Genomic DNA, 18,014 nt, shown 5'->3' with positions numbered 1-18,014 from the left:
AAACATAAAGAAAAACAGCAATTATAAAAATTGCTGTTTCTCCTTCACATTATGCAGATGTTTTTGTATCAAGTACAGTACCATCTTGTAACACCAATTTCGGTGGCTCATTATCAGCTACTGTTTCTTTTGTAAGAATACACTTCTCGATATCTTTGCGAGATGGAAGTTCGAACATTACATCAAGCATTAAGCCTTCAATAATTGAACGAAGTCCACGAGCACCTGTTTTACGTTCAATTGCTTTTTTCGCAATCTCAATCAGTGCACCTTCTTCAAACTCTAACTCAACATCGTCAAGCTCCAATAGTTTTTGGAATTGCTTAACAAGTGCATTTTTCGGTTTCGTTAAAATATCTACAAGAGCATCTTCATCAAGCGGCTCTAGGTTCGCAATAACTGGAAGACGACCGATAAACTCCGGAATTAAACCGAATCTTAAAAGGTCCTCTGGTAAAACGTGAGATAAAACATGCTTCTCGTTTACATCAGCATTTTTCTTCTCAGAACCAAATCCAATTACTTTTTCACCAAGGCGGCGTTTAATAATTGGCTCGATGCCATCAAACGCTCCACCACAAATGAATAAGATATTCGTTGTATCAATTTGAATAAACTCTTGATGCGGGTGCTTACGACCACCTTGAGGTGGAACGCTTGCTACAGTACCTTCTAAAATTTTCAGAAGTGCCTGCTGTACACCTTCACCAGATACATCACGTGTAATTGATGGATTTTCGGACTTACGTGCCACTTTATCAATCTCATCAATATAAATGATTCCTTTTTCCGCTTTCTCTACATCATAATCAGCCGCTTGGATTAATTTTAGTAAGATGTTTTCTACATCTTCCCCAACATATCCAGCTTCTGTTAAAGATGTTGCGTCCGCGATCGCAAATGGAACATTTAAAATACGCGCTAATGTTTGTGCCAATAATGTTTTACCACTACCAGTTGGCCCAATAAGTGAAATATTACTCTTCGCTAATTCTACATCATCAATTTTGCTGTTAGAATTAATGCGTTTGTAATGGTTATATACCGCTACCGCTAGTGCTTTTTTCGCGTTATCTTGTCCGATGACATACTCATCTAAGATTTCACGAATTTCTACCGGTTTCGGTACATCTTTGAATTCTACTTCTTCATCCTTCGCAAGCTCCTCTTGTACAATTTCAGTACAAAGCTCGATACACTCGTCACAAATGTAAACACCTGGACCTGCAACTAACTTACGAACTTGCGTCTGTGTTTTACCACAGAAAGAACATTTTAATTGCCCTTTTTCATCATTAAATTTAAACATATTTTCACACCCCTTACAAAGTGCTAACCTCTTGCCCTCGTATGTACACGATAAATGTATCGTATGTAAATACATATTATGTCACTACGCGGCGAGAAATACAAATAATATGACTAGTTATGTACAGATAAATTTTTTTGAAACTTTTGAAATATGTATATTCGACTTATAAAGGAACTTTTCCTTCTTCATCGAAAAGTTTTATAAATATATTTCTATATTTATAAAACAAGGCACGATTAAAATCGCGCCTTGTTATTTTATTATGCAGCTTTGCTGTTGTCTACTAAGAAGTCTACAGCTTTACGCACTTTAAGATCTTCAGATAAAGCGTCTACGCTTCCAAGAGCTTGCTTGATAGCGTCTACTGGCATACCGTACATTTCAGCCATTTTTTCAACTTCTGCAGTTACTTCTTCTTCAGTAACTTCGATGTTTTCAGCTTCAATGATAGCTTCAAGAACAAGGTTGATTCTTACACGTTTTTGTGCATCCTCTTTCATTTGCTCTTTTAATTTGTCAGCGTCAGTACCTGTGAATTGGTAGTAAAGCTCAAGGTTCATACCTTGTTGGCTTAAACGTTGCTCGAATTCACGAACCATACGATCTAACTCAGTGTCGATCATAGCTTCTGGAATGTCGATTTCAGCGTTAGCAGCAGCTAATTCTACTACTTCGTCACGTACTTTGTGCTCAGCTTCGTGCTTTTTGCCTTCTTCTAAGTTTGTGCGAAGTTTTGCTTTTAATTCATCAAGAGTTGCAACCGCTTCGTCAGCTTCTTTAGCAAACTCGTCGTTTAACTCAGGAAGTTCTTTTGTTTTGATTTCGTGAATTGTTACTTTGAATGTTGCTGGTTTGCCAGCTAATTCAGCAGCATGGTACTCTTCTGGGAATGATACTTCAACGTCTTTAGAATCACCAGATTTAAGACCAATTACTTGCTCTTCGAAACCTGGGATGAAAGTACCAGAACCGATTGCAAGAGAATAGTTTTCGCCTTTTCCGCCTTCAAATGCTTCGCCATCAACGAAACCTTCGAAGTCGATTACAGCTGTATCACCGTTTTCAACAGTTCCTTCTTCTTTAACAACTAGTTCAGCTTGACGCTCTTGTAAAGCTTTTACTTCGTTCTCTACATCTTCGTCAGTTACAGTTGTTTCAACTTTTTCTACTGCTAAACCTTTGTAATCACCTAATTTAACTTCAGGTTTTACTGTAACTTTTGCAGTGAAAATTAAGTTTTGGCCTTTTTCGAATTTCTCGATGTCAATCTCAGGATGAGCAACTGGGAAGATGCCAGCTTCATCGATTGCTTCACCGTATGCTTTTGGTAAGATGATATCTAAAGCATCTTGGTATAAAGATTCAATACCAAAGCGTTGTTCGAATAACGGACGAGGCATTTTTCCTTTACGGAAACCTGGTACATTAATTGTTTTTACTACTTTTTTGAATGCAGCGTCGATAGAGTTGTTTACTTCTTTAGCATCAACTTCGATTGTTAAAACGCCAACGTTACCTTCTAATTTTTCCCATTTTGTAGACATTTATTCTTTCCCTCCAACTATAATAATGTATGCACATACCTCTATAGATTAAGATTTTTATTATCTCTTTTTTGAAATAACAAATGTACAAATAATCCTCTAGCAAAAGCTTTCAGATATAATGTTCCAATCTACTAATTGTCTAAAAGACAACTACGGTATATTTTGTTCGAGACTAATATGAAACATATTAAGTAAGAGAATTATACTCCTCTTCTCTTACAAACAGGCAGTTTTCTGCCTTTTGCAACCCTTACATTATAACATAGAATATGCTCGTTTCAATAACTGAACGATTCTTTTTCATAATTATACGGGCAAATACCCTTCCCTTTCAACGCGTAGTAACCATTGATAAGCAATATGAAATTCCTCAAACTCGATATTGTATGCTGTCATAAGTTCTTCTTCATCAATAGCCAATCCGAAACGCTTTCTTCCAATTCTCTCTATGACGGCAGCCCAAATTTCTACTTTATCCATTAATAGAGGAAATGGGAAAATGCTAATTTGTAATTCTTTCCAGTATGTAACCATTGTATCAAATATATCTGGATAACTTTGCTCTAATCGGCTTGATAATTTATGTATAATTTTATCGGATTGCTCCTCATTATGACCTGTAAATGCTGGTATCACCTTTATCGTATTTCCAAACTTCTCTACTTCTATCTCTTCTTCTATTTGATTTTCTACCATTTTATACAAAATAGAAGTTTTTAAATACGGGTGCTGATCTTCGTCTATTAAAAATTTCTTTAAAGCAGGAAGTGCGAGATCAAGATCTTTTAACGAAAGCTTCTGAATTACCCTTAATTTTTGACCAAAGTTTTCTTCAAAAAGTTCATCGGTAAATTCTCCTAATTCAAAATTCGAATCCACTAGCGGTATATCACCCTCATTCAGCATCCCTTGCGCAAACAAAGCAAGCTGCGCTAGTTTTTCCTTTTGCTCTGGAATTATATCTTTCGTTTGCAAAACTTCCTCAACAGTTTCGATAACACCTTCATAATCATTTGTTTGAACTAAAATAGTTACATACGTTTCAAGAATATCACCAAATAATACAGCTCCTGTTTCAAGCAACTGCTCACATTTTTCTTTCGCTTCTTCCATACGTTTTAATTCTAGCAAACAAATAACTGAAGCTAATTCTGTTTGTTCCGTTTCTGCATTATACTGACGTAATATTTCAAAGCAGCGCAATGCATCTTCGAATTTCCGCTCTTTCAGCGCTAAAAAACCTTCGTCAACATAGCGTTCTGATAGTTGCGGAAACAATACGACCGTATTTTCTTTTTTATCCATACGTCCGCCTCTTTTTCTAGATTTTAATTATCTTCACAGTAAATATATCAAATGCGTAATGAGAACACAACATTCCAAAACTGTTTATTTGAAATATAGGAATATTTAATTTTTAAAACAAAAAATCAACAAACTGTTACATAAAATTCATTTTTTCATAAACAAAAACCCTCAGCAACAGACGCAGAGGATTCATCATTAATGGAAAGCTTTTATAATTGTGGGATATATAACAAGGGTAATAATTTGGAGAACAATAATTGCCATAACAATCATGCTAAAAAAGAAGATTGGTTTACTTCGCTTCATTAAAAACATAATAATAAGCATTGTACAAGCAAACAAACTTAAGAAGAACAAACTTGTTGTCGAACTAAGTATACCACTCGGGACAAAGAACAATAAAACTACACTACAAGTACCTATAATTCCGAATAACCATTCCATTCATTCACTCATTCCCTTTCCCTCTCATGGCAGTTTTTCTAAGCTACTAAATGTTTTACAACGTCAATTACATACGTTAATTTCTCATATGCTACAAATCCAAACGCTACTGTTAAACCCGTTACGATTAATCCTTTCATCATCTCTTCCTCCTCATTTATCGTTGTTATCTTCATTATAGAGGATTCGTAATGTGTTACCATCGAACTTCCTTACACTTACCTTACAGAATTGTAAGATTTCAAAAAAGACAAACAAAAAACCTTGTTATCAAAAGATAACAAGGTTTTCTTAGCGTCCCAGGAGAGATTCGAACTCCCGACCGACGGCTTAGAAGGCCGTTGCTCTATCCTGCTGAGCTACTGGGACATGGAGCGGGTGAAGAGAATCGAACTCTCGACCAGAGCTTGGAAGGCTCTTGTTTTACCACTAAACTACACCCGCATATGTTATTTTATTGTTTGTTTTTAGCGCCGATGTCCTATCGACAATATTTATTATATGTATATCCACACATAAAGTCAACACCTTTTTTAAAAGAGGATAATTTTTCTTATCCTCTTTTAAAAACTGCTTGTTCAACTAGTTGTCCATCTAATGTTTCAAAACGAACTTCCATTTGATTTTCATCCATTTCTAATAAGGCAAATGTTTTTTCTACACGCTGACGTGGTAATAAAACACTTCCTGGATTGATAAATAAAACGCCATCAATGAATTCCGCACCTAATACGTGAGAATGTCCGAAGCATGCAACTTGTGCTCTAACTTCTTCTGCATGGTACGCTAATGTTTGTAATGTCATTTTCACATTATGACGATGTCCATGTACAACTAAGAAACGAATGCCCTCTACGTCAGTTACAATTTCATCTTGAAAGTTAGCATAATCACAATTACCTTTTACAACATCGAAACCTTGCAGCTCTTCATGAGCAGGCGTTAACTCTGAATCACCGCAATGAATCATGACATCTACTTTCCCTTCGTATTTCTCTTTTAACTGCTGTAATTCCTTCACAGAGCTATGACTATCGCTTACGATTAAAGCTTTCATCAATCTCTCTCCCTTACTCTTCTAAAAACCATTCTGGGATTTTTTCTTCTAATTTACGAAGAGCACGCCCACGGTGACTAATTGCGTTTTTCTCATCTGAACTTAGCTCAGCCATCGCTTTTTTATATTCTTCTACATAAAAAATCGGATCGTATCCGAAACCATTTTCCCCGCGGCGCTGTTCTAAAATCTTCCCTTCGCACGTTCCGTTTACAATAACCGGCTCTTTATCCGTTTCAGGGAAGGCAACTGCTAACGCACAGTAAAAACGAGCAGTACGTTTTTCTAAAACGATGTCCGTTAACTCGTGCAAAACTTTATCGATATTCGCTTGATCATCTTTCGGTTCTCCAGCAAAACGAGCTGAATATACACCTGGTTTCCCGTTTAAAGCATCTACAATAAGACCAGAGTCATCCGCAATTACGATGGAATTCAATTGTTTACTAAGACTATCCGCTTTTAAAATTGCGTTTTCTTCAAATGTTTCACCAGTTTCTTCGACTTCTTCAATATGAGGAAAATCGTGTAAAGATTTCACTTCTAAGTCAAATCTCTCAAATAACTCAGCAAACTCACGTACTTTCCCCACGTTTTTTGTCGCTACAACAACTTGCTTCATATTTCCCACCTCTACTCTATATGAGATACGATGTCACCTAACGCTTCTTTTTGCTTTTCAACAAGTTGGAAAATCCCTTGTTCAGCAGCATCAAGTAATTCATTTAATTCCGCTCTACTAAACGTCGCTTCTTCTCCAGTTCCTTGTACTTCAACAAACTGACCTTTTCCAGTCATAATTACGTTCATATCAACGTCTGCTTTAGAATCTTCTATATAGTTTAAATCTAAAACGACACCTTGCTCTTCAACAATCCCTACTGACGTTGCTGCTAAATAATCTTTCACAGGGATTTTAGATACTTTTTCTGCTTGCAATAATTTTTCAAAAGCTAATACCATTGCTACATAAGCACCTGTAATAGAAGCTGTTCTCGTTCCGCCATCCGCTTGAATTACATCACAGTCAATCCACACTGTTCTTTCACCAAGCGCTTCTAAATCAACAACCGCACGTAATGCTCGTCCAATTAAACGCTGGATTTCCATTGTACGACCCGTTACTTTCCCTTTACTTGACTCTCGAATTGTACGTTGCTCTGTCGCACGTGGAATCATTGCGTATTCTGCTGTTACCCATCCTTTTCCTTCTCCACGCATAAATGGCGGTACACGCTCTTCAATTGTCGCTGAACAAATTACCTTTGTATCCCCAACTTCAATTAGTACCGATCCTTCTGGATGTTTTAAATAATTTGTATGAATATGTATATGGCGTAGTTCCGCTTGCCCTCTACCATCTACTCGCATAAAAATAACCCCCTCTTAACTACTACTCATTAGTATAGCCAAATTTAAATGTATGATATGTATAACAATAAAAGAAGGGGAACTCAAAAAGCAATTCCCCTTTCTTACATAATTATATCAAATTATTCACGATTAAAAACTACCTGTATTCACGTTTTGTGGACGATCAACAGGTTTTATTAATTTTTCACCTTTCTCATCCATAAGATTCGCTTTACCATTCACTTCAATAGAAACATTTTTTACACCTTGTTTTTCCGTTAAAGATAATACTAACGATTTCAGTACGTAATTTGAAATCATATTTTTGTCTTGATTCGCAAATATATTTTCATTAAAGTTTAATGTAATATTTCCGTTCTCTACTTTTGGATTCGTAATAAGCTTAACCCCTGGATTAAAATCATTTAGTAGCGAACCTTGAATCGGACCTTTTACAAGCTCATTCACAATTGTCGAATAATCATTCTCTTTCCCATCTGCAACGCGGCGTGTTACTGGTACATAGTATTGTTTCTTATTACTTTGCGCCATAAAATAAAGTGTAACCGGTTTTGTATTCGTTACATCTGCTACTTGTTCATCATCAAAGTTAATTCCATTTGCACGGCTCACACCTTCACCAAGCGGCGTACCCGCTACAGGCATCTTCGCTAACTTCTCACCATTTATTTGGAACTGCACTTGTTTTATCTCTTTAAATTGCGTCAAAGTCCACGCTACTGATTCAACAATTTGACGCTCTTCTTCTTTTGCATAGTTTTTCATTTCTTTAGAGAAATCAATTACCGCTGTCCCATCTTTCTTCAAATCTAGGGTCATCGTTGTATTTGCTGGGAGAACCGCTCGAAATCCATTCGGCAATAAATCTGTGACTGGTCCATCTTTCACAAGATATTCTAACGTTTGCTGTACAACTTCATTCGCTTTCGGAGTAGGCATTGCAATAGTTTGCGGTACAACATACCCATTTTTATCAACGAGGTATAACTCTCTATTTACTGTTTGCCCTTGTTTATCTTTTTTAACTGTTTCTTTCTTTTCACCTTCTGTATACGTAACTTTTTTCGGCGGATCAATTTGCTCTTTCGCTTTCTCCTGATTTAATAAGCCACACCCTGTTAATAAAATTGCACTCATAGTAGCACCAACAACCCATTTAAAAGTGGATTTAGGCATGCCATTCCCCCCTAAAATCTAAGTTTGTACTATTATGTATACGAACTGTTTCATGTTTTAGAACAAGCTATGGCTACTTATACAGAAAAAACCCCTGATTTCTCAGGGGTTCTCTTATATGAATCTACTATTATTCTGTTTCTAAATTAATATGCTTCACATTTTCAATCGGCTGACCGAACCATTTTGAAGCGATTTCTTTAAACAAACCTATTTTACCAGTTGTTAAGAAGAGGTGGTCACTTTGTTCTTCTCCCTCATTTAGCATCTTACTATGATATAGGATCGTACTTACTTCACGTGCTGTTTCATCACCCGAACTAATTAATTGTACTTGATCTCCCATTACCTTTTTAATAACAGGACCTAAAATAGGATAATGTGTACACCCTAAAATTAGGGTATCAATATCAGTACTTTTCAACGGTTGCAATGTTTCTCTTACAACTTCATATGCCATTTCACTTTCGAAATTCCCGCTCTCTACAAGTTCTACGAAAGGAGGGCACGCTAAACTTTCTACCATAACACGGTTATTAATAGACTTTAGCGCCTCTTCATATGCACCACTTTTCACAGTGCCAATCGTTCCAATAATCCCAACATGATACGTATTTGTCATTTTTAAAGCTGTACGTGATCCAGGATGAATAACTCCAACTACTGGAATTGGTAATTGTTTTTGCATTTCTTCTAACACAACCGCAGTCGCTGTATTACATGCAATAACTAACATTTTGATGTTTAGTTCTAACAAATGTTCTGTCATTTCCCACGTGAATTTACGCACTTCTTCACGAGAACGCGGACCATAAGGGCAACGCGCTGTATCCCCTAAATATATAATACGTTCTTTAGGTAACTGACGAATTAATTCCTTCGCTACTGTTAATCCACCTACTCCTGAATCAATGACACCGATCGCTCTATTCAACTTAATCACCCGTTTTCTCATTCATCATCTTATTTTATGTTTATCAGTATATTTTACACACTTTAAGTTCGCTAACTTAAAATGCCCCTGTATAAAATTTTTCATTTGTACCTGGATAGACCAGGACCTTTTTTATTTTGCTCCTTTTTTTCATAATTTGCAAGACAGAAAAATAACCGACCTTCTATATGAAGGTCGGTTATTTTCTATACATAAAATACTCATTTCACAATAAAACTCCTGCTACCTTTATTAGTAGCGGGAGTTTTATTTCTATAGTTTATTCAAAGCTCTCTTTATAGCCTTACCAATTTTTATGCTTGATTGAGGATTTTGCCCTGTAATTAAATGTCCATCTACTACAACATGCGGCGTGAAATTAGGGGCAACATAAAATAAAGCCCCTTCTTCTTTCAACTTACTTTCTAACAAAAACGGAACTCGATTTTCTAAATGCACAGCTTTTTCTTCGTCATTTGTATAGCCTGTTATATGCTTACCCGCACTAAAAAATGAGCCATCCTTATTTTTTACACCGACTAATGCACTTACTCCGTGACAAACAGCGGCTACAATCCGATTATTGTTATACATATTTACAATCAAACTTGCTACATATGGATTACCCGGAAAATCTACAATAGCCCCGTGCCCACCACCAAATAAAACTGCATCATAATCTGAAAAATGAGCCTTCGAAATCGGCTTCGTATTTTGCAATATCGTAGCTACATGCTTAAATTCACGAGGTATACCATTCGGAATAGATACTCTATCGATAGGTACCCTTCCACCTTTTATAGATACAAGGTCAACATCGAACTTAGCCTTTTTAAATAAATCATACGGAGCCGCTAACTCCTCCAGCCATAATCCAGTAGGATGCCCACGCATATCATGCGCGCTTGTTGAAACTAATAATACTCTTTTCAACATATCCCCTCCTTACTACCTATTTATGTATGAAACATCCTTATCATTCATATAGAGCATGAAACAAACAGAAAAATAGCCGACTCTTTTTATAAAAGTCGGCTTCTTCTATTATAGTTCGAGTTCTCCCATACGAAGAAGCTCAACAACTGCTTGTGAACGTCCTTTAACCCCTAGCTTTTGCATTGCATTTGAGATGTGGTTGCGCACTGTTTTTTCACTTATAAAAAGTTCACCTGCAATTTCCTTCGTCGTTTTATCTTGAACCAGTAATTCAAATACTTCTCTCTCTCTCTTTGTGAGTAAAGGTTTAGATTGATACGCTTTTTCCTTCAACTGGTATAACCCTCCTTGCTTAAGCCAGAGCTGTGTATGTGTAAGTTGGGTGTTTATTTAGTCAAGATATTGTATGAACGAAATGTGCAGGTGGTGAATGAAAATGGGCTTTATTTCTTATGTTATTTTAGACTTTTATACTGTTTATGCACTCGTTTTATACATTTACTTCTCAGTACGCCATATTTGGTCTAGCAATATACTTACAACGGTACCTATAAACAAACCATTACCGAATATATTTTGCATAACAGATGACAATGACTGGAGTGCTCCAAACGGTAAAAACATAACGCCGCAGCCAAATAATACCGCAACCCCTAAAATCGTTACATTCCTTTCGCTAAGTTGCACTTGTTTTATATTATGAAATCCAATTCCAATTAGCTGTACGAACGAAGCCATTAAAACTGCAGATGCGACCGCGGATGGCAGAGATGCTAGGTAGCGGATAATACTTGGAAACAGCGACATAACAACTAGTAGCACACATGCAAATAAGACCCCTTCTCAAAACGTCTAAACGATTCTTCTATACAAGATTATCTAATTTCACTTGATCTAAATTCCCCATAACGACATTCCCCTTATACATAACTACACACTTCTCCGTTTGACGAGCTACCGCTTCAGCGACACATGTTGCATTCGTTAAAACAAAACTCGCCTCATCCCCTACATTAGGCCACACTCGCTCCCCTTCACTATTTAACGTTTCTTTCCCTCCTGTAATAAAACGAAGAGCTTTTCCTAAAGATCTTTCATCACTCCAACCAAACCGTTCCGCCAATCGATTCGCTTTTTGAAGCATATCTCCCGTTCCAAACGGAGACCAATGATCTGTAATACTATCATTTCCTAATGAAACTTTAACTCCTTTTCGATCTAATAATGGAATTGGGATTACTTGTTTACCAATTGGAACAGTTGAAGTAATATCGATCTTTAATGCCGCTAATCTTTCTGCCACTTCTTCAGCTTCTTTATCAGTAACGCCTCCAAGTCCAAGTGCATGGCTAATCGTTACACGCCCTTGCCATCCTGCTTCCTCTGTTAGGCTCGCCAATCTCTTCATCGTAAACGTTCCAAGGTTATTTGCATCATGCAGATGAATGTCCACATCCGCATTAAACTCTACTGCAATATCCATAATTGTATGTAATGATTTTTCGATGTCATTATCTACAGTAGCTGGGTCCACTCCGCCAACTAATTGCGCGCCCATACGCATTGCGTCTTTCACAAGTTGTACAGAATTACTGCGCAATAATCCATGTTGCGGAAATGCAACTATTCTACCAGACAACCGATCTTTATATGTTTCTAAAGCCGCTAATGTTGCTTCCAAATTACGAAGTCCAATAATTGGATCAACATTACAATGTGTTCTAATATTCGTTGCGCCATTTCGGAGCAGTAACTCTAACATATTTTCCGCCCTATGCTGAGCAGTTGCTAATTGCTTTGGCAAAATCGTTTCTTCTTCATTAAAACGTGTAAAAATATTTTCTGCTGGCATGCAAGCTTTCCAAGGTCCACTATAATACGTTTTATCGATATGAATATGCATCTCTTCGAAAGCTGGTAAAACTAATAAACGATTAGCATCAAAAATTAAAGTTCCTTCCTCTTGAACGATTCCCGATATAATTTTTTTAATTATGCCATCTTCAATAAGAAGACTGTATATCTCTGTTTCCGTTTGTGAAATTTTCGCTTCTTCATATGTATAACCTGTTTCAAGCTTTACATTAGTCAACCAATACAATGTCATTACCATTTCCCCACCTTATATTAGAAAATACGTCACACCCTCATTTTTATTTTAATATCAACTGAAAATTAAGACAATTAACAAGCTATGAACCTCTTTGAAAAAAATAATATAATCAAATGGTATTCCCGTAAATTCCCATATAGAATAAAAGTACATACGCACACATAAAATTTTCACAATGATGATATAAAAAGGGGAGGCTCATTATATGTCGAAGAAATTATGTAAATCTGAAACTGACAAAATGTTATTTGGTGTATGCGGAGGTTTAGGCGAATATTTTGATATTAGCGCTACTCTCATTCGTATCATCTGGCTTATTGCCGTTCTATGTTTTGGAACAGGGTTTTTAGTTTATCTCATTTGTTTATTACTCATGCCACGTTCGTACTAATAACATCATTTAATATACTTTAGCAGTGCATATAAAAAAATCACCTATAGAATTCTATAGGTGATTTTTTTATGAAGAATATTTCATCGTTAAATGCAATACCGCCACTTCATCCTCTTCATTTTTATAACTATGTTTCTTATTCGCTTCAAATTGAATGGAATCAAACTCATTTAGCTCATACACATCATTCTCAACTTGAATAGAAACTTTCCCTTTCATTACCGTTACAAGCTCAATTGCTCCTTCATGATGAGCTTCAGGTTCATATATACTATGCGCTCTTAAACAAGCTCGGTGCATTTCCATCCCTGTTTCTTTCGTGTAACGGAACATCGTTTCTAAGTGCCACGCTTGTCCTACATCTACTGCAAACCCTTCTCCGCAGCGTGCAACAGCTACTGGCTCTCCAACCACCATCAATCTCGATAAAGGGATTGATAACCCTTTCGTAATTTTCCAAATGACAGCTAATGTTGGATTCGTTTCACCTCTTTCAATCTTTCCTAGCGTTAATTTACTAACACCTGTCTTTTGGGCTAAATCTTCTAAACTTAATTTTTGTTCATTTCGAATTTGTCTTAATAGCTGACCTACTTGCTGAATGACTTCTTTCGTTTGCATATCCTCATTTTCTTTCATCTTTAAAAACCACCTTAAAGTATAAAATAGTTTACTTTTTAATAATTAAAGTATATTATACTATACATAATTATTTATTTTCAAAAGGAGTGTTATATTTCATGCGTGCAATATTACTAGGTCTTTTATCATCGGCCTTTTTTTCTGCAACCTTTATTATTAACAGAGCAATGAATGTATCTGGAACAAGCTGGGCTTGGACTGCTTCCTTCCGTTTTCTATTTGCTCTCCCTATTTTATTCCTTATCGTTTTATTTCGCAAAAACTTAGGAGCTTTATGGGCAGAGTTAAAGAAACATCCATTTGCATGGATTGGGTGGGGCTCCGTCGCTGGCATCGGCTTCTATTCTTTATTAAGTTTCGCAGCTGTTTTTTCTCCAGCTTGGCTCGTTGCTGGAACTTGGCAAGTTACGATATTAGCAGGTTTACTTTTATCACCATTATTTTTCATTAAAATAGAAACAAAGTCTGGTACAAAACTTGTGCGCGGAAAAATTCCACTGCGCAGTTTATATGTAGCATTATTTATTTTACTTGGTGTAATTTGTATGCAAACTACTGCAGCGGGTCATATTACAATGACTCAGTTCATTTCTGGTTTTTTACCCGTCGTTTTAGCAGCTTTCTTATATCCCTTCGGTAACCGAAAAATGATGGAACTTGTTGGCGGGCGTCTTGATACATTCCAACGTGTATTAGGAATGGCGATCGGAAGTCTCCCTATTACAATTTTACTTAGTATATACGGATTTTCCACTACTGGTATTCCATCATCAAGTCAAATGCTGCAAGGGTTTTTGTTAGCATTATGTTCCGGAGTTATTGCGACGATGACATTTTTCTTTGCTACTGACTTAGCAAAAGACAATCTTGGTTTACTTGGAGCTGTTGAAGCAACACAAGCTGGAACGATGGTCTTTACCGTGCTCGGTGAGATTATTTTCTTAAATGGTTCATTTCCTGGTGGTCTGTCACTGATTGGGATGATTATTATCATGCTAGGCATGGTCGTAAATAGTGTTTTAAACCGTTCTGTTCCAGTCGTTAAACAGAAAAAATTAGCATAAAAAAAGCATGATTCTTCTTTATAGAATCATGCTTTTTTACTGTCCCCCTATTCAGATTTATCAGAATAGAATTTCATTAGCTATTTATACTAAAACCTATGTTATAATACGTTTCATGTGCATTAATAGGAGGTAAATTATGTTAAAAAAAGCAATTGCTGAATTTATTGGTACATTTGTACTTGTACTATTCGGAACTGGAGTAGCTGTCATTGGCGGCGGAATTGAAGGAATTGGAACATTAGGTATCGCTATGGCTTTCGGATTATCTATTGTGGCTATGGCATATAGCATTGGAACAATTTCTGGATGTCACATTAACCCAGCAGTATCAATCGCTATGTTCATCAACAAAAGAATGAACGCTATGGAACTTAGCTATTATTTATTAGCTCAAATTTTAGGTGGTTTATTAGGAACTGCAACGTTAGTAACAATTTTACGATCTGCTAAATTACCTTTAGATAATTTAGGACAAAATAGTTTTGGAACTCTTGGTTTATCTGGAGCATTTTTAGTTGAATTCATTTTAACTTTCGTATTTGTTTTAGTTATCGTTGCTGTAACAGGTAAAAAAGGAAGTTCTTCTTTAGCTGGACTAGTAATTGGTTTCACATTAGTATTAATTCACTTATTAGGTATCCCGTTAACTGGAACATCTGTTAACCCAGCTCGTAGTATCGCACCAGCTGTATTCGCTGGCGGAGAAGCAATTTCTCAACTATGGGTATTCATCGTTGCACCAATTCTTGGTGGTATCGTAGCAGCTGTTGTAGGAAAGTTTATTTTAAATACTGAAAAATAGAATTTTCAATATTTCCGAATAAAAAAAGGCGAGCCCTCATTATGAGGATGCTCGCTTTTTTATTCTTTAATTTTAGACTTCAAATTTGTAACTAATTGGTCTACCGTTACATTTGCAAGTACGTTTTCCATCGCTTCTTGCGCTTGCATTAAAATAATTTCTAATACCGATTGAATATTAGCTCCTACTGGACATTCAATGTTGGGATTTTCATGGAAAGAAAATAGGTGTCCTTCTTCTACAACTTCCACAGCTTTATATACATCAAGTAATGTAATTTCATCTAAATCACGAGCAAGTGTCGTACCACCTTTACCAGCTTGTACATCAACAAGTCCTGCTCTCTTCAACATTCCTGTAATGCGACGAATCACAACTGGATTTGTATTCACACTACCAGCAATCCATTCAGAGGTACAGCGAGAGTTTCGATCTATTGCAAGTAACGTTAACATATGAACACCTACTGTAAAACGACTACTAATTCCCATCTGCACACCCTCCTTTTTATTCATTCTATTAAAAGACAACTCTTATTATTATATACTATTTTTAATTTATACATAAAGAAAAAGCATGATTCCACTAGAAAATCATGCTTTTCTCTCCTTATTGACGCTTTATAAATTTCGCTAAATCTTTAAATTTCACTTTGTCGGAGTAATTCATTACACCGTTTACATAAATACGACTTGTAATAGCATTTAATATACCAATTGTCGCCAATAAAACTACTAATGTTATCGTAATTTCTAACATATCTGCTTCACCAGCTACAATACGCGAGAAGGTAACCATCGGTGTAAAAAACGGAACATACGAACTTACAACGACAATAGTACTATTCGGATCACTTAATGATTTAATACTAATGAAGAATGCAGCCATAATCAAAATCATTACCGGGAAAGATACAGCTTGTAAATCCTCTGTCTTAGACACAACAGCTCCAGCCGCAGCGTACATCATCGCATAAAGTAAATATCCCGTAATGAAATAGACAAGAAACATACTTATAACTTTTGCATCTAATTTTGTAAAGTCAATCGGAATCCCAAATAATGAGGCGCTTTCTAAGTCGACCCAACCTAACAAATAAGGAATAAGATAACCACACGCCAGTATTACAAGTTGTAGTAACGCCGTTGAAACAACCGCTAAGATTTTCGCATACATCATCGTAAGAGGTTTTACTTTCGGAAGCATCACTTCCATTACGCGTGACGCCTTTTCAGATGCAATATTCATTGCGATTGTATTCCCGAAAGCAACAATAAACATATACAAAGCAAATGTAAAGAAATACGCAATTCCGAAAGAAGACGTACGGTCTTTTATCGCTTCTTGCTTTACTTGAATTTCTGCTTGTAATTGCTGTGCAATTTCCGGCGAAACATTATTTTTTGCAATCGTCACCATTGTATATTGTTGTTTTAAATACCCCGCCATAATTGCAGAAGTTGCTTGGCTTGGGAATCCATTATACATATATGTAACCGATGGGGCTCCATTCTTCTCCGTCACATGGAATAGACCATCTAAATCGCCTTCTTCTACTTGCTTATGCAGTTTATCAAAATCAGCCTTTGAACCAACCGTTATTTTTGCTGATGGTAATAACTTATCTAACTCTTCTTTTTGTATTTTGTAGGTGGAACTCTCTGTTACAACTGCAATTTTATCTTTATCCTTATTTTTATCTCCACCTGAAGTAAAATGATTAAATGCAAAAATACCAAACACAACTAAAAATAAAATTGCACTTGTAATTAATGATTTTTTAGATAAAAACGCTTCCCTAAAATAAAATGAAAATACATGAGAAAATTTACGCATCTTTATTTCGCCCTCTCTACAAAGATTTCGTTTAATGTCGGCTCTAACATTTTAAATTGTCGTAAGCTAACACCTTGTTCTTGCAACTGTTGCAAAATCTTTAGAGCTTCTGCATCGTCTTGTATTTTCACATAAAGAAGGCCTTGTTGTTTTTCATACGGAACATCTATAACTTCGAGCCCTTTTTCATTCTCTACTGTATCTTCAACCGTTAAATTACGAAAACCATATTCTTTCTTTATATCACTTAATTGACCTTCTACGACCGCTTCACCTTTTTTCAAAATACATACATGCTGGCAAAAAGCTTCTACTTGCTCCATACGATGACTTGATAAAATAATTGTCTTTCCCCTTTGTACTTGTTCTTCAATAATACTAGCTAGCATCCCAGCATTAACTGGATCAAGTCCACTAAATGGTTCATCTAAAATAAGAAGCTCTGGATCATGAAGAAGAGCAGCAATTAATTGAATTTTTTGCTGGTTTCCTTTCGAAAGTTCTCCCGCTGTTTTGAATTTATATTCTGGGATTGCTAATCGCTCTAACCAGTGATCAATTGCAAGATCCACTTCTTTCTTCGTCATTCCTTCTAATCTACCAAAATAGCGTAGTTGATCTATTACTCTACTTTTTGTATATAATCCTCTTTCTTCTGGTAAATATCCAATCGTTATCCCGCTTTTACCAAATTCTTTTCCATCCCACGTAATAGAACCTTCATTTGGCGTTAATAAACCTAGTAACATTTTAATCGTCGTTGTTTTCCCTGCACCATTTCGGCCAAGTAACCCTAACACTTCACCTTTTGGTAACGAGATTTGCAAACCATTAACTGCTTTTGATTCTCCAAATAATTTCGTTAAGTTTTGAATTTGTAAACTCAATGTATATATCCTCCCCTTCAATAGCATTCTCGCTTTCATAATATGATTGTTTAAAAAACAACATATAGTAACCTTATTCCATCTTCTTATATACATTCCTTTTCTTCAGCTACTTAGTTTTTATCGCATCTTTTTTATGCATCTTATCTACTATAGGACAAACTACTATATATACAAAAGACAAT

Annotated in this window: 19 protein-coding genes, 2 tRNA genes and 1 pseudogene; 3 read left to right on the top strand and 19 right to left on the bottom strand. The window is 36.1% G+C overall.

The window, feature by feature from the left end:
* Window positions 1-49 precede the first annotated feature (49 nt).
* The 15 genes and pseudogenes from clpX to VK90_RS11850 form a co-directional block, all read right to left on the bottom strand.
* Window positions 50-1,309 (bottom strand): ATP-dependent protease ATP-binding subunit ClpX, encoded by a 1,260-nt coding sequence (clpX, locus tag VK90_RS11920; RefSeq protein ID WP_000472286.1) that lies wholly within the window; start codon window positions 1,307-1,309, stop codon window positions 50-52.
* A 263-nt stretch (window positions 1,310-1,572) separates the two neighbouring features.
* Window positions 1,573-2,856, bottom strand: a complete 1,284-nt coding sequence (gene tig, locus VK90_RS11915) for a trigger factor (RefSeq protein WP_048372972.1) — start codon at window positions 2,854-2,856, stop codon at window positions 1,573-1,575.
* Window positions 2,857-3,165: 309 nt separating this feature from the next.
* A complete protein-coding gene (locus VK90_RS11910; RefSeq protein WP_048372971.1) occupies window positions 3,166-4,164 on the bottom strand; it encodes a hypothetical protein in 999 nt (332 codons plus the stop codon).
* A 198-nt stretch (window positions 4,165-4,362) separates the two neighbouring features.
* Window positions 4,363-4,611: a hypothetical protein gene (locus VK90_RS11905; protein ID WP_002173640.1), complete on the bottom strand. Its 249-nt coding sequence runs from the start codon at window positions 4,609-4,611 to the stop codon at window positions 4,363-4,365.
* A gap of 295 nt (window positions 4,612-4,906) precedes the next feature.
* Window positions 4,907-4,980 (bottom strand) — tRNA-Arg (locus VK90_RS11900).
* Window position 4,981: 1 nt separating this feature from the next.
* Window positions 4,982-5,055: transfer RNA gene (locus VK90_RS11895), tRNA-Gly, on the bottom strand.
* A 109-nt stretch (window positions 5,056-5,164) separates the two neighbouring features.
* Window positions 5,165-5,668 (bottom strand): metallophosphoesterase, encoded by a 504-nt coding sequence (locus tag VK90_RS11890; protein WP_048372970.1) that lies wholly within the window; start codon window positions 5,666-5,668, stop codon window positions 5,165-5,167.
* Window positions 5,669-5,681: 13 nt separating this feature from the next.
* Window positions 5,682-6,290, bottom strand: coding sequence for an XTP/dITP diphosphatase (locus VK90_RS11885; protein ID WP_048372969.1), 609 nt, complete (start codon window positions 6,288-6,290; stop codon window positions 5,682-5,684).
* A gap of 11 nt (window positions 6,291-6,301) precedes the next feature.
* Entirely contained in the window at window positions 6,302-7,039 is a 738-nt protein-coding gene (gene rph, locus VK90_RS11880) for a ribonuclease PH (RefSeq protein WP_025147511.1), read from the bottom strand.
* 132 nt (window positions 7,040-7,171) lie between these two features.
* A complete protein-coding gene (locus VK90_RS11875) occupies window positions 7,172-8,218 on the bottom strand; it encodes a GerMN domain-containing protein (RefSeq protein WP_048372968.1) in 1,047 nt (348 codons plus the stop codon).
* 130 nt (window positions 8,219-8,348) lie between these two features.
* The gene (gene racE / locus VK90_RS11870; protein ID WP_002173646.1) at window positions 8,349-9,161 is read right to left on the bottom strand and encodes a glutamate racemase; all 813 of its coding nucleotides are present in this window, start codon (window positions 9,159-9,161) and stop codon (window positions 8,349-8,351) included.
* Window positions 9,162-9,425: 264 nt separating this feature from the next.
* Entirely contained in the window at window positions 9,426-10,088 is a 663-nt protein-coding gene (locus tag VK90_RS11865; RefSeq protein ID WP_048372967.1) for a type 1 glutamine amidotransferase domain-containing protein, read from the bottom strand.
* Between the two features lie 108 nt (window positions 10,089-10,196).
* Window positions 10,197-10,421, bottom strand: a complete 225-nt coding sequence (gene gerE, locus VK90_RS11860) for a spore germination transcription factor GerE (protein WP_000659484.1) — start codon at window positions 10,419-10,421, stop codon at window positions 10,197-10,199.
* A gap of 165 nt (window positions 10,422-10,586) precedes the next feature.
* Window positions 10,587-10,922: pseudogene (locus VK90_RS11855) on the bottom strand (purine/pyrimidine permease); the annotation flags it as partial.
* 31 nt (window positions 10,923-10,953) lie between these two features.
* The gene (locus VK90_RS11850) at window positions 10,954-12,195 is read right to left on the bottom strand and encodes an amidohydrolase family protein (RefSeq protein ID WP_048372963.1); all 1,242 of its coding nucleotides are present in this window, start codon (window positions 12,193-12,195) and stop codon (window positions 10,954-10,956) included.
* 211 nt (window positions 12,196-12,406) lie between these two features.
* On the opposite strand from VK90_RS11850, the gene VK90_RS11845 reads away from it, so the two are divergent.
* On the top strand, window positions 12,407-12,592 hold the full coding sequence (locus VK90_RS11845) for a PspC domain-containing protein (protein WP_002173650.1): 186 nt from the start codon (window positions 12,407-12,409) through the stop codon (window positions 12,590-12,592).
* Between the two features lie 69 nt (window positions 12,593-12,661).
* Here the strand turns inward: VK90_RS11845 and VK90_RS11840 are convergent, their stop codons facing one another.
* Window positions 12,662-13,234, bottom strand: a complete 573-nt coding sequence (locus VK90_RS11840) for a helix-turn-helix domain-containing protein (RefSeq protein ID WP_002173651.1) — start codon at window positions 13,232-13,234, stop codon at window positions 12,662-12,664.
* Window positions 13,235-13,335: 101 nt separating this feature from the next.
* On the opposite strand from VK90_RS11840, the gene VK90_RS11835 reads away from it, so the two are divergent.
* Both VK90_RS11835 and VK90_RS11830 read left to right on the top strand, forming a co-directional pair.
* A complete protein-coding gene (locus VK90_RS11835; protein WP_048372960.1) occupies window positions 13,336-14,301 on the top strand; it encodes a DMT family transporter in 966 nt (321 codons plus the stop codon).
* Between the two features lie 139 nt (window positions 14,302-14,440).
* Window positions 14,441-15,106 carry an MIP/aquaporin family protein gene (locus tag VK90_RS11830; protein ID WP_048372959.1) on the top strand — a complete coding sequence of 222 codons (666 nt, stop codon included), beginning with the start codon at window positions 14,441-14,443 and terminating at the stop codon, window positions 15,104-15,106.
* A 59-nt stretch (window positions 15,107-15,165) separates the two neighbouring features.
* Here VK90_RS11830 and VK90_RS11825 read toward each other — a convergent pair whose 3' ends face one another.
* From VK90_RS11825 to VK90_RS11815, 3 genes are all read right to left on the bottom strand, one after another.
* Window positions 15,166-15,597 carry an Rrf2 family transcriptional regulator gene (locus VK90_RS11825; RefSeq protein ID WP_002173653.1) on the bottom strand — a complete coding sequence of 144 codons (432 nt, stop codon included), beginning with the start codon at window positions 15,595-15,597 and terminating at the stop codon, window positions 15,166-15,168.
* A gap of 118 nt (window positions 15,598-15,715) precedes the next feature.
* On the bottom strand, window positions 15,716-16,942 hold the full coding sequence (locus VK90_RS11820) for an ABC transporter permease (protein WP_048372958.1): 1,227 nt from the start codon (window positions 16,940-16,942) through the stop codon (window positions 15,716-15,718).
* A gap of 2 nt (window positions 16,943-16,944) precedes the next feature.
* Window positions 16,945-17,829: an ABC transporter ATP-binding protein gene (locus VK90_RS11815; RefSeq protein ID WP_048372956.1), complete on the bottom strand. Its 885-nt coding sequence runs from the start codon at window positions 17,827-17,829 to the stop codon at window positions 16,945-16,947.
* Window positions 17,830-18,014: the final 185 nt, after the last annotated feature.

This window comes from Bacillus sp. LK2 (assembly GCF_001043575.1).
In the GTDB taxonomy this organism is placed as follows: Bacteria; Bacillota; Bacilli; order Bacillales; family Bacillaceae_G; genus Bacillus_A; species Bacillus_A paramycoides.
The sequence above is the reverse complement of the archived record's forward strand: the minus strand, read 5'-3'. Positions and strand labels throughout refer to the sequence as shown.